This window comes from Dactylosporangium sp. NPDC005572 (assembly GCF_040605515.1).
Taxonomy (GTDB): domain Bacteria; phylum Actinomycetota; class Actinomycetes; order Mycobacteriales; family Micromonosporaceae; genus Dactylosporangium.
The window spans coordinates 22,464-35,954 of record NZ_JBEXCY010000061.1 but is presented as its reverse complement, the minus strand read 5'-3'; the positions used below and the strand labels follow the sequence as shown (position 1 = coordinate 35,954).

The 13,491-nt window shown below is 69.2% G+C and carries 6 protein-coding genes and 1 pseudogene; 5 read left to right on the top strand and 2 right to left on the bottom strand.

All coding sequences use genetic code 11. From position 1 onward, the window contains the following. The first annotated feature begins 49 nt into the window (after positions 1–49). From ABZS66_RS27080 to ABZS66_RS27065, 4 genes and pseudogenes are all read left to right on the top strand, one after another. On the top strand, positions 50–724 hold the full coding sequence (locus ABZS66_RS27080; protein WP_354762301.1) for a TetR/AcrR family transcriptional regulator C-terminal domain-containing protein: 675 nt from the start codon (positions 50–52) through the stop codon (positions 722–724). Positions 725–952: 228 nt separating this feature from the next. Further along, positions 953–1,843: a hypothetical protein gene (locus ABZS66_RS27075; RefSeq protein ID WP_354762299.1), complete on the top strand. Its 891-nt coding sequence runs from the start codon at positions 953–955 to the stop codon at positions 1,841–1,843. Between the two features lie 211 nt (positions 1,844–2,054). Next, positions 2,055–2,914, top strand: a pseudogene (locus tag ABZS66_RS27070) (IS5 family transposase). 219 nt (positions 2,915–3,133) lie between these two features. Then, positions 3,134–4,207 (top strand): IS110 family transposase, encoded by a 1,074-nt coding sequence (locus ABZS66_RS27065; protein WP_354762297.1) that lies wholly within the window; start codon positions 3,134–3,136, stop codon positions 4,205–4,207. A gap of 368 nt (positions 4,208–4,575) precedes the next feature. On the opposite strand, the gene ABZS66_RS27060 is transcribed toward ABZS66_RS27065, so the two are convergent. Beyond that, positions 4,576–10,005 carry an AAA family ATPase gene (locus ABZS66_RS27060; RefSeq protein ID WP_354762295.1) on the bottom strand — a complete coding sequence of 1,810 codons (5,430 nt, stop codon included), beginning with the start codon at positions 10,003–10,005 and terminating at the stop codon, positions 4,576–4,578. A 1,158-nt stretch (positions 10,006–11,163) separates the two neighbouring features. On the opposite strand from ABZS66_RS27060, the gene ABZS66_RS27055 reads away from it, so the two are divergent. Continuing rightward, positions 11,164–12,831, top strand: coding sequence for a ricin-type beta-trefoil lectin domain protein (locus ABZS66_RS27055; RefSeq protein WP_354762293.1), 1,668 nt, complete (start codon positions 11,164–11,166; stop codon positions 12,829–12,831). A 91-nt stretch (positions 12,832–12,922) separates the two neighbouring features. Here ABZS66_RS27055 and ABZS66_RS27050 read toward each other — a convergent pair whose 3' ends face one another. Then, positions 12,923–13,489: a hypothetical protein gene (locus ABZS66_RS27050; protein WP_354762291.1), complete on the bottom strand. Its 567-nt coding sequence runs from the start codon at positions 13,487–13,489 to the stop codon at positions 12,923–12,925. Positions 13,490–13,491 lie beyond the last annotated feature (2 nt).

Below are 13,491 nucleotides of genomic sequence, written 5' to 3'. Positions count from 1 at the left end.
GTGCAACGTACACTAGCCCGCGAGGGGCCGACCAGGAGGCAAGGGGAACATGAGTGCACATGGGCGCTTAAGTCAGGAGATTTTGGCCCAAACGGCGCTGGCGTTGGCTGACGACGAAGGTGTGGAGTCGGTAACCGTCCGGCGCCTGGCCCAGCGTCACAGCGTCACTCCGATGGCGCTCTACCGGCACTTCAAGGACAAGGACGAGATCTTTGACTCGCTGGCCGAGCGGCTGCTGGCGAGCGTGGCCATCCCGGCACCGGACCGACGCCCGTGGCACGAGCAGACGCACGACTTGCTGACGGCGTTCGTAGCCGCCCTTCGTCCGCACCCGAATGCCGCTGGCCTCATCCTCGGCCGGATCTTGGACTCCAATCCCGGTCTTGTTGTGGCCGAACGTATGCTCGTGCTGTTGACGGAGGCCGGTTTCGGGGTGGAGGCGGCCGCAGAGACAGCCAGCCAGGCGCTGTGCTCAGTGGTCACTCTTGTCGTGACCGAGCCCGGCCGCAGGCGAGGCGCCGACGCCGAAGCCCGTGACGACGCCATCCGCGCCAAGAAGGCGACGCTCACCGCGCTCTCCCCGCGCCACTACCCCCATGTCGTAGCCGCCGCTAACGCCCTCGCCTCCTGCTCCAGTGAAGAGCAGTACTACGCCCGAGGCATTCGCATGATCGTGGCCGGCATTCGCGGTATCCAAGCTGCTCTCGAAACGGCGGTCGCCTGAGCGCGGCCGGTTTGCGTCTCCAGATCCCATCGTCGACGGCGCCACCCGACCCGTCACCCCGCCCGGAGCCTCAACCTCGGCGCTCCACCTTCGTCGGCAAGGAGCACCCGCTGCACAAGCCGTGCACCTTCAAGGCCCCGAACAGCCCCTCCTCACCGAGGAGCACAAGCACAGCCCTGCGCGTCGATCTCACCGACTGCATCCCCGAAATTTATTGAAAGGTCAACGATGGCAGACCAGAAAACCGGCATGGTGCCGGTCACCTACTTCCCAACGTCCAACCAGCGTCTCTTCGCAGCCAATGCGCAGCGCATCCGGAACACCCCTTACGCCCGCTACTTCGAAGGAGAACTGTTCCTGCGTAGCGACGTCCTCCCCGCGTTGCGTGCTCCGATGGATCACCGAGATGCCCTCGGGACTACCCCCGACGAGCTGAGCACCCTTCTCGACGGCGGCGACCACGCGGTGGAGAATGGATACTGCCTGCTCCCAGATGGAACCGCCTACGTCGCAAGCCGCACTTTCTTCCCAGGCGCCACCAGCGACATGCTCGCATGGTGGTTCTGGTGGTTCACGGGCGAAGACGAGCGGTACATCCTCTGGCACCCTTACACTCGAGTCGGCGTGGGTATGAAGGATCGTGACGCGCTCACCCGGCCGGGCCTCACTCACGAACAGCGCTATATCGGCAACACGGCGTGGACCGTCGAGTACGTGGGTGCGTCTCGGGTCAAGGCCGGTACCCACTTCGTCAAGCCTGCTGACTGGGGACTGGACGGCACTCGCTTCGCGGAGGCTGGGATCGGCGCGAGCGTGCTCGGGGAACTTATGACGAACGGTCTGCGGGTAGGCCGGATGCTTCGTCTGGCGCGCGAAATCGAGGGCGGGTTCGAGCTGCGCACGCGCTTTTGGATCGGCGATCGCGTGTTGTTGGGAAGGAACGGGCTCGACATCGGTCCAGCTCTGCGCGCGCTGGGGCTGAAGAAGTCGCTCGTCACTGACATGACGGCCTACGAGCAGTTCGCGAACGACCAGGCCGGCATGACACACCTAGCTCGATTGCTGCCCAGCCTCTATCGCGAATTTGGTCAGGACAATCAGGAAGGAGACGGAGCCTAGTGCTTCGTTGCTCAGCGGTGGTCCACAGACGTACGGCGCAGGGTGTGGCCGGTGGCGGTGGCCGTCCCTATACGCAGGGGCGGTCTCGCTGTTCTAGGCCGCGTTTCGTAAGCGGTCCGGTTCTGGAGTCGGGGCGTGGCGGTGGTCGATAACTGAAGAGGTCTCCGGTAGATGGTTCAGCGACCAAGCAGAACTTCATACCGGAGACCTCGTGGCCAGCGTAGTGGCGGCGAGGCGGCATGACCTCAGCGACTCGCAGTGGCAGCATCTTGTGGTGCTGCTGCCTGCGCAGCCGTGCTGGGGCAGGCCGCCCAAGTGGAGCAAGCGGCAGATCGTCGATGGCATCCGGTGGCGGGTGCGTACGGGGTCGCCGTGGCGTGACGTGCCCGCAGCGTATGCGCCGTGGCAAACGTTGTATCGGTGGTTTCGCCGGTGGCAGCGTGACGGCACGTGGGCTCGGGTTCTGGCCGGTCTGCAACAGTTGGCGGACGCGGCGGGGCGTATCGGCTGGACTGTCAGCGTGGACTCCACGATCAGCCGCGCGCATCAGCACGCCGCCGGTGCCCGCCGTACGGTCACGCGCAGAAAGAACCACCTGGCGGGCTCGTGGCGGAGCCGGCCGATCACGCGCTGGGCCGTTCCCGCGGCGGGTGGGGCACGAAGGCCCATCTGGTCTGCGAACAAGGCCGCAAAGTCCTCGCCACTGTTGTGACAGCGGGTCACCGCAATGACAGCCCGCAACTGCCGGTGGTACTCGGCCGTATCGCGGTAGCCCGCGTCGGTGCGGGACATCCGCGCAAGCGACCGGACCTGGTCCTGGCCGACCGGGCCTACACCTCCCGCGCCAACCGGGCATACCTGCGCCGGCGCGGGATCCGGGCATGCATCCCCAGCAAAGCCGACCAGGACGCCCACCGCCGGGCCAAAGGCTCCCGCGGCGGACGCCCGATCACAATCGACCCGGTCCTCTACCGCCTGCGCCACGCGGTCGAGTGCGGCATCAACCAGCTCAAACACCACCGAGCCATGGCCACCCGATACGACTGTGAGGATATTGGTGCGTCGCCTTGAGCCTTGGTCTGACCCGCGCTACGACCGGCCGGAACGTTCGTGCCCTGAGTTTGATCTGTCGACCCAGGTTTCGAGGCGACGCTCTGCCACCGGACCGGCTGACGTGTCTCAATAGGGGCCTTGCTGCGAACAAGGCACCATCACAGTCCTGACCGCCCTGCCGGCCCGGTGACGGCCACCCGTTCCCGAGCCATCAGGAGCCGACCGACCATGTCCAGCATGCCCGACCCAACCCCCTGCGGTCACGATTCCCGCGCCACCGCCGACGTCGTGCTGGGCGTGGACACTCATAAGGACGTGCATGTCGCCGCGGTGCTGACTGAGTTGGGTGCTCTGGCCGGCACCAACACCTTCCCCACGACCACCGCCGGCTACCAGCAGCTGCTGGAGTGGGCGCGGACATTCGGGCCGGTCCGCCGCGCCGGTGTCGAGTGCACCGGCTCCTACGGCGTCGCACTGACCCGTCACCTGCTCCAGGCCGGCGTCGAGGTGGTCGAAGTCAACCAGCCCGATCGCGGCGAGCGGCGCCGGCGCGGCAAGACCGACGCCGTCGACGCGGAAGCCGCAGCCCGCGCGGTGTTGTCCGGGCGAGCCGCCACCCTGGCGAAGTCCGGCGACGGACCAGTGGAGATGCTGCGCATGTTCCGGCTGGCGAAAGACTCCGCAACGAAGTCCCGAACGCAAGCGATCAACCAGCTCAAAGCCGTCCTCGTTCGCGCCGACCCCGCATTGCGCGACGCGCTGTCCGGGCTCAGCCTGCCCAAACTCGTCCGCCGCTGCACCGAGTTGGAAGCCACCGCACCCACCGACCCGGCGTCCGCAGCCGCATACACGCTGCAGTTGCTCGCCACCCGGATCGCTCACCTCACCGCGCAGATCGAAGACCTCACCGCCCGCATCACCAAAGCGATCGACGCACACACGCCAACCCTGCTCAAGCAATACGGCGTCGGACCCGACACCGCCGGCGCCCTCCTGCTCGCCATCGGCGACAACCCTGAACGCATGTCGAACGAGGCCGCCTTCGCCGCTCTCTGCAGCGTCAGCCCGATCGAAGCCTCATCCGGCAAGACCCAGCGTCGCCGCCTCAATCGAGGCGGCGACCGCCGTGCCAACTCCGCCCTCTACACCATCACCATCGCCAGACTCCGCTGGGATCACCGCACCCGCGCCTACGTCGAGCGACGAACCAGCGAAGGCAAGACCCGCCGCGAAGCCATCCGCTGCCTCAAGCGCTACATCGCCCGCGAGCTCTACCAACTGATCACTCGAGCCCAGCCCTCACCTGCTTGACATCCATAGGGGCATCAAACTCGCCGTCCGATTCGAAGCCACCGTCACCATCGCCGCCATCAACCAGTGGCTCAGGGCCTTACTAAACGCGAACTAGCGGCGGTGCTCGACATTCAGCCTTCCGGGTAAACGGTGGGTAACGGTCACTAGCTGCCCGCTCATCCGGCGGCGACACGCCAAACCCGTTGCAGTGCAACAAAAACCGCAACACCCGGTACAAAGGTGGTCCTTCGCAGATCAACTTCATAGAGCGCTGCCTCGACGATGACGTTCAAGGCGCCCTGCCTCCCAGCCGGGCTGCCGGCATGCACGCACATTGGCTTCGACCGGCAGACCGGCCGTGGAGGGCAGCGATCGTGTCGATCGAGTCATGGTTCATGGTGCGCCAGTGGAAGCTGCACGCGCAGGGTGGTCCCGGCCCCGCGCGGGCTGTGCAACGAGATCGTGCCGCCTAGCGCCTCCACGCGGTCCTTGAGGCCGACCAGGCCGGTACCCCGGGCGCAGTCGGCGCCGCCGGCGCCGTCGTCGCGGACCTCGACGTACAGCATGCCGGCGGTGACATCGGCTTCGACGGCGACCGTGACGAATGAGGCGCGTGCGTGCTTGGCCGCGTTGGTCAACGCCTCGGCGACGAAGTAGTACACGCTGATCTCGACTGGTTCGGGCAGCCGCGCTGGGGCGCGCACATCGAGCTCGACCGGGACCGGCGAGCGCCGGGCGAGCGTGCGCAGCGCCGCGCCGAGGCCCCCGTCGGTGAGGATGGCCGGGTGGATGCCGCGCGCGATCTCGCGCAGCCCATCCAGCGCGCCCTTCGCCTCGCTGACGGCCCGGTCGATCTCCGCGCCGACCGCGTCGAGCTCGGACGGCATGGCCGCCTGCGTCGCGCGCAACTGCAGCACCAGGGAGACCAACCGCTGCTGGGCGCCGTCGTGCAGATCGCGTTCGATGCGGCGGCGGGCCTGGTCGGCTGCAGCGACGATCCGCGCGCGCGAGGTGGTGAGCTCGGCGCGGCTTTCAGCGTTGGCGATGGCGGTCGCAATGAGCTCGGTGAAGTCGGCCAGGCGTTGCCCGGTGCTCGGCGGCAGCCGTTCGCACCGGGACCCCGCACTGATGACGCCCCAGACCCGGCCCTCGACCACAATCGGGCTCGCGACCACGGAGCACAGACCCGACACGATGGTCGCGGGCAGGCTCTGTGACGTGGGGTCGTCCACGTCGCAGCGAGCCGCGCGACCCGTCGCCTGGACCAGCCCCATCGCCGAGCGCGGGTGGGGCGTGACTCGCGAAACCAGCCGGGTGTGCTCGAACCCGATGCCGCCCATCACCGTCGCGTCCCCGTCGGACTCGAACCGCACGATCGCCGCGGCGTCGGCGTTGAAGAGCGTGCCGACCTTCTCGGCCACGGCCGCGAACACGAGATCCGGTCGCACACCGCGGGCGATCAGCGTCGCGACGCACCGCAGCGCCGCCTGCTCGTCGGCGATCCGGTGGAACTCGGCATACAGGTGGGCGTTGTCGAGTGACACGGCGAGCTGGCTGACGATCAGCTTGACGGCGTCGAGCCGCTCGGCGGTGAACGCACCGTGGATGAGGCGGTTCTCCAGCAGTAGGACGGCCTGCATCGTGCCGCGGGTATGGATGGGCACGGCCAGCAGCGAGCAGCGAGTCGCACCGGCGAGGTAGGGATCGCGGGCGAAGCGGTCGTCCCGGGTGGCGTCACCGACGACCAGCGCCTCGCCGGTGCGCCGGGCAAATCGCAGCACGGACAGCGGTACCGCGCGATCGAGACCGGACGCGCCGTAGGGCCTCGCCGGCAGCACCCAATGCCGCCGCTCGTCGCTCCAGAGCGCCAGGTGGACGGCGGTGGCGCCGGTCATCGCACCCAGCAGCCGCACGACGCGGGCATGCAACCGCTCGACGCTGGTCTCGGAGCTCAGGGCCCGCGAGACCGACAGGAGGCCGAGCAGGTCGAGCGTGCCGGTGGCGACAGTAGCCCGGTGATGCACGACGTCGCCGGGCCGGTCGCCGCGCTGCTCGGCATCGGGCTCGGACGGTGGCCGTAGGCTCGGGTACGCCCAGTCGAGCTGGTCGACCTTCGCGGTCGCACCCCACGCGAGGTACTCCCGGCGCGACTCGGCGAGTAAATCATGACCCGTGTGCTCGACGCCGTGGGCGAGGTGGAAGCGGGCCGCGCGCTCGGCGATCAGGGCCCGCTGCCATGTACGCCGCTGCCGTGCGGCCTCATGGCGTGCGGCGTCGAAGGCGAGGACGGCAGCCTGGAAGTCGCCGGCCGCCCAGGCCCGCTCGGCGTCGACCAGCCGCAGCAGGTGCAGGAAGTTCGCCGGCGCGTCCGCGGCGCGGGCAGCCAACCAGCCCGTCACCTCGTTCAACTCGGACAGCAGGCCGTCTCGCTCGCCGCCGTGAGCGTCCCGGGCTTGATCAGCGAGGGCTAGCCCGTGCAGGACGTGGGCCAGCGCGGTCGCGTAGAGCCCCAGCACCGTCGGCAGCAGAGGCATCGCCGCAGCCGCGTGCCGTGCCAGGGCGAGCGGGTCGTCGAAGACGGCGGCGGCAAGCGCGTGGTTGACGTGTGCATGGAACAATGCGAGCGGGTTGCCGACGTACATGTCGGGCACCGCCTCACTGGCCGCGGGCGCGCATTCGCCATGCAGCACACGACCCAGCCACCGGTAGCTGTCAAGCCACTGGCCGATTTGCTCGTTGCCGGTACGCCGCACGAACTCAAGGCCAGCCTCCACCTCGGCGACGCAGGCGTCCAGCGAGGCCGCGCCGTCCAGCAGGCCCACCCCCGCCGGATAGTAGGTGTAGCTGGCGCGGGTCAGATCGCCCCACGCGGTCAACCCCTCGCGGGCCCGCAGGCCCACGTCAACGCCGTTCTCGACCGGCTCGAACCAGCAGCAGAGCAGGGCGAGCAGCAGCCGCGCTTGCGACGTGTCGGGCTCGTAGCCGCGGGCATCGCCCAGCGCCAGGAGTCGGCGCATCGCCCGGTACCCGGCTGCGTAGTCACCCCGCAGCACCACGAGGTAGTACGCCGCGTGGCTAGCGGTCCCGACCAGGGTCGGGCCCAGGCCGTGATCGAGCCAGATCCGCAGCGCCTCCAGGCACAGCCAACTGAACGCGTCGGCGTCGGCGGCCAGGTAGGACGACGACAGGACGTTGCTGAGCAACTGGGACGTGGCCAGCAGCGTCGGGTCGGTGACCTCCGGGCGGGCCAGGTCGTCGGCGCTGTCGGTGCGGTCCAACCACTGGTACAGCCGTCCAAACTGATGGTCGAGCTCGGCGGGGAGCCGGTCCGTCGGCGGCGCGGTGATGCCGAGCTCCCGCAGCGACTCGACGCCGAGATCGATCGCGTCCGCGAAGCGGCTCCGCTGGGTCATGCTGCGCACCTGCACACACGTCGCGCCCACCCGGTCCCGGGCGCCGCTGCACAGACTCTCGATCATGCGGTACTGCTCGTCGGCCTCGTCCAGGCGCCCCAGGCCGTACAGCGCGGCATGGCGGCCGGTGTGCACCTGGATCAAAGCGGTCGTCTCGTCCCGATCGATCAGCCGCAGCGCGGCCGCCAGCAGGGCATCCACGAGCACAAAGTCCCCGATCAGCGCGGCCTGGCCGGCGGCGCGCCGCAGCAGCTCCGCTACCACCCTCCGCTCCGCGGGATCGTCGACCGCGTCGACCACCGGCAGGTACTGCTCCGCCGCCACCGCGAACAGCTCCGCCACCGCGGCGAGCCTCCGGGCCATAGCCAAGTGCAGCGTGCGCCGACGGCTCGGGTCCACCCCGCGCAATACCGCCTCACGGATCCGGTCATGGCGGAACCGCACCGCCTCCCGTTCCCCTGGCTCCGCCACCAGCAGGCCCTCGTCCAGCGCAGGTGCCAGCGCCTGTTCGACCGCGTCGACCGGAACGGCGACGGCGGTCCGCAGCACGCTCAACTCGGTCCGTCCGCCAAGGCACGCCATCGCCTCCACCACCTGCCGCGACCCCGGCGGCACAGCCTCGACCCGCTTCGCCAGTAGCCCGGCCACCTCCGACCGGCCCAGGTACGCGTGCACAGCCGCCGCGTCCCAGTGCCACCCTGCGGTCGTCGATGCCAGCACGCCGTCGCGGCGCAGCGCGTTGAGTAGTTCCACCGTCTCGTACGGATTGCCGGATGTGTACGGTTTGATCATCCGGGCCAGGCGAGCGGCCGCGGCCCGGTCCGAGTGGAGCATCTCGGCGACTACGTCGATGAGACCGGGTTCGGGCAGGTTGGCTAGTCGCAGGCTCCGGACGCCGGGCTGGCCGCGCCACCGGGACAACGACGCCGGCGACGACTGCGCGGCGCCCGCCTCGCCGTCGCGGTACGCGCCCACCAGCAGCAGGCCGTCGACCGGCTTGTCACACAGCACGACGTCGATGAAGCCGAGGGGTGTGCACCCCGCCCACTGCAGGTCGTCGACGAACACCACCACCGGACGGTTCCGCGAGGCGACCGCGCGCAGCACCTCCGCCGCCACATGCTGTGCCCGCACCTGCGCGGTCAGCGGGTCGCCCGGGTCGGGCGGCACCTTCAGAAGCGCCGCGAACTCCGGCACGACCGCCGTCAGCAGGCCCGCGTTCCGCCCGACCGCGGCCAGAATCCGCCCGCGAACCCTGGCTACCTCGCCTTCCGGCTCGGCCAACAGCAGCCGGCCGAGCGCACGGAACGCCTGGTACACCGCGTCGAACTCAAGATCTCGCCGGTACTGGTCAAACTTACCCGCCACAAACCAACCGTTGCGGGCCGTCACCATCGGTCGCAGCTCGTCGACCAGCACCGTCTTGCCCACCCCCGGCGCCCCGCCGACGAGCACCCCGCGACAGCAGCCCGACAGCGCGTCCGTGACCGCCGACTCCAGCGCCGCCACCTCCGCGTCACGACCCACCAGCCGCGAGGGCGGCACCAGCCGCAGCGGAACGTCGCGCTCGCCGACCCGCAGCCCGGCCGCCGCACGGGTGCCCGCGTCCCGCAGCCGCTCGAGGTCGTACAGCAGGCCATCTGCCGTCTGGTAGCGGTTGTCCGGCTCTTTCTCCAGCAGATGCATGATGATGTCGGACAACGGTGCGGGCACGGCCGGGTTCCGGCGCTCCGGCGGCACCGGCAGCCGGGCCAGATGGTCATGCGTGAGCTGCAACGGGCCGACCCGGCCGAACGGCGGCTGGCCGGTCGCCAGCTCGTAGAGCGTGGCGCCGAGCGCGTACAGGTCGGCCCGCTGGTCCACCGAACGGCCGGTGCGCCCGGTCTGCTCCGGCGCCAGATACGCCAGCGTCCCCACGATCTCGGTGTGGTGGGTGAAGTTCGGGCGAATCTCGGCCAGCACGGTCGCCAGCGCGAAGTCCACCAGGCACGGCGCGCCGTCGCGCGCGACGACGATGTTCGCTGGCGCGACGTCGCGGTGGACCACCCCGCACCGATGCACCCCCGCCACCGCCCGGGCGAGTGCCACCGCCGTCCCGACAAGGGCGTCGAACGCCAGTGGCTTAGCCACGTCGACCAGTCTCACGCTGCCGGCATCGGCCAGCACGATTGCCCCGGGATCGTGCGGCGCATCCACCAGCCGGGCCACGCCGTCGATGCCGCGCAGCCGCTCGAGGATCGCCTGCTCGTGCCGCAGCCGCCGTGGGGCGTCCGGCCCCAGCGGCTCCTTGCGCACCTGCGCGCCCCCGGCGCCGACGAGCCGGGTGACCCGGGTGCGCTCGCTCTCGTGGATAACCTCGACGCGAACGGGCGGATCGCGCTGCACCAGATCTCGCCTGGTCACCACCCGTCTGCTCCCATCCAACGCCCGTCTGGCAAGGACATACACCTCATGCCTTGCTTACACCAATTTGATTGCAATGGCGAGGGCATGGCACCCCGTCGGCCATCGAGCAACGTATGTGAATTCACCCCGCGAAGACTCCTCACTCTTTAGGGTGAACGCGCGCACCTCCGTAAACTGTCATTGACTTCCTCTTCGGGTCAGGATCGACAGCTGGTGAAAGACCCGCCTCCGGCTGCCCACCATGCCGAGCGTGCTGCACGAACAGGTGGCCTTCCCCGGACGGCTACCCATTGGTCGCCGGGCCGGGTCCGCGGCAGACGATGATGCTGCGGACCGGCGCCGGCCCGCACCGCTCGGCGCAGCGGCACTTCTGGGCGCACTGCGCGGACAGCGGGGGCACTGTCGGCGTCTGGCACGACCTGCTGGACGTCCCGAAGGGCTCGCACCACGTGCCCGTACGGCAACATGCCGCCGATCGGCATCGGGCGTGCGGCGGGCGTTCATACACGTGAGGGCTTAGCGGCGGTGACAGGAGCCGATGACCGGGTCGCGCCGCCAGCGACTACGCGTCGCCGCCGTGGCGGAGCGCGGCGTCGATAAGCACCTCTGCGACCCGCCGTGCCTGCCGCGCGGCCGCGGCCGTGCCGGCGGATCCAGGCGCCGTGGCGGCGTCATCGGGCAAGGAGGTACAGCGGAGAGCAGCAACGCGGTCGCCGACGAGACGACCCTGGCGCCGAAACCATGGGAGTCGAGCGTCGCTCTGAACGTGGCGTACCTGCAGTCGACGGGCCGTTCCTGCTACGTGTGCGAGGGCCGGCAGGCAGCCGTGCGGTTCGCCACCGAAACCGCATCGGCAACGTAGTCGGCGCCACGTCAATGCCCATCCACATGGTCAGCGCCGTGGAGCCCACCGAGCGGGGCCGGACGCTGACGAAGGCCGCATCGGCTGAGCCGGCCCAGCGCCGGGCAGGTGTGACCCATGTCAGCACGTCGTCCGGCACGACTCATGCGCACAAGAATGCGCACAAGAATGCGCACCACGACCGGACAACAGAGGCGCTTGGGAACATCCGCTCATCGATTTGTGAACCGAAGCGGAGTGCCGTCCGTTGTGCCCGGTGACCCGCTGCCCGTCGGAGAGATGGTGGCTGAGCGATGACGCCGAACGACGCTGACCGTAATCACTGGCAGCGCCGCCTCCGGGCGGTGCAGGCACAACCCAAAGAGCGAGGGCGCATCCGCAAGCCCAGCCCACGAACACTCGGCCTGCTGGTTCTTGCCCTGATCATCGGCGGCGGAGTAGCGGCGAGTTTTGAGCGGCGGTCGCCGATGGTCGACCCGGCCTTGCCCGGGGTGCCGGTGCCGGCCTCCCACGTCAAGGCGATCAATCAGGCCGCGCTGTCGTGCCCGACGTTGACCGGGCCGCGGGTCGCCGCGCAGGTCATGGCTGCGTCCGGATTCAACGCCAACGCCAGCGCCACGAATGGCGGGTCCGACATCGCCGGACTGACCGACGAGCAGTGGCAGCGGTGGATCCCATGGCCCAACGCACCGCGGATGGACCCCACGGCGAGCATCACCGCACTCGCCCACCACATGTGCGATCTAGTTGGCGAGCTGCGCCGAGTCGGGATGAACGGCGACCTGTGGCCCATCGCGCTCGCGGCACACCAGGCCGGCCTCAACGCGGTACTGACGGCTAAGGCGATCCCATCCGCCGTCACCGGCTACGTCGAGAGAGTGTCTGGGTACGCCGTCTGGTACACCCGCCAGCCCGAGTTCGGCTCCGATGTCCCGGACAGCTCGCCGAGCGGGGCGCCCGCGGTCACCGCCAAGCCGCGGCCAGTGCCCGACGAGTACGTCGCCGCCGTCACTGCGGCCGGGCGCACTTGCCAGACAATGACACCGCCGCGTATCGCCGCGCAGCTCATGGCCGCGTCGGGGTTCAACCCGAACCTGATCGGGACAAACGGCGGACAGGGCATCGCTCAGTTCCTCCCGGCCGTATGGAACAAGTACGGCGCCGCCGGCCAGTCACCTTGGGATCCAATGGTCGCCATCCCGGCGCTAGGCCGGACAATGTGCGGGCTGAGCAACGACCTCGCCGGGTTCGGCACCGACGCGTACCCAATGGCACTCGCCGCGTTTCAGTGGGGCTCAGACGCCGTCCAACAGGCCGGCGGGGTGCCGAACGCACCGAACATCCGCGAGTTCAACGCCAGAGTGCTGCGTTACGTCGACTACTACGCGAAAGACCCACGGCTCGGCGGGCCACCGACGAGCCTAGCCGCCAGTTCCCCTGCGCCACCCGCGGCCGCGGCCGGGAGCAACCCGCCACCCGCCAGCGGCGGCAGCACTCCCCCGGGGGCCACCAAACCGGTCGGCCCGGTGCCATCCACGACCAAGCCGGGCGTGACGACCGCACCACCAGCGGCCACGTCCGGTTACATGATCGTCGGATACGGCGGGAAGTGCGTAAGCGTGCCAGGCAACACCGCGATCGACGGCACACAGCTGCAGATGCGCGACTGCACCGGCGCGGCAGGCCAGCGCTGGACGAACGACGGCAATGGGTCGCTGCGCGCGCTTGGCATGTGCATGGACCTCGCCTGGGCATCCTCGACGAACGGCACGAAGGTTCAGCTCGCCCGGTGTAACGGCGGCTGGGCGCAGCGGTTCTTGGTCAACAACTCGCACGACCTAGTCAACAGCGAAGTCGGCAAGTGCGTCGACGTAAGGGACTGGAGCACCGCCAACGGCGCGCTGCTGCAGCTGTGGGACTGTGCCGGCACCGCCAACCAGAAGTTCAGCAAGAAGTCCTAGGGGCGGCGTCTGCGTTGCGAAGGCCATAGTCCCCGCGGCCTCCGCGTTACGACGTGGTGGGCGATGATGAGCGAGGCGGGTCCGACGAGGGTTACTGGAGTCGGCGCCGCACCATCTGCGCGTGCCGGATGACCTGCGCTTCGCCAAATTCGCGTACTGCGGCATGCCGGTAGAGGCGCTCGATCTCGTTGTTCAGCAACAGGTCGGGACACCCCTGGGTGCAGAGATCGAGCACCGCGCGCAGAAATCGAGCCGCGGCGGCGGCCAGTTGCACGTAGCTGGCGGAGCCGGTGGTCGTCACCCGCCACTCTCGGGGGGCTGTCGACTGCCAGCGGGTCACGTCGACAAGGTCTGCGTCGCGGATGAAACGGATCAACAGAGACCCGTCCGAAAAGGACAAGTCGGATCGCCCGTGCAAGGCGAGGTCGCGCAATGCGAACTCCAGGGAGAGCCCAACGTCGAGCAGGGGCATCTGCTCGGCCTCCATGACGAGGTTCCCGACCCGCAGCGTCACTGCGCCCAGCATCCACCTTTCGCGGACTTCCCACTCCGGTGCTTGCCGGATGTGATCCGCTTTGGTGCCGGCCGGTAGCAGCTCGGTGCCTTCTGCGCCGTCGAGGATCCGAAAACTGACGTCGACCCGCTCGTCGGGCTTCATGT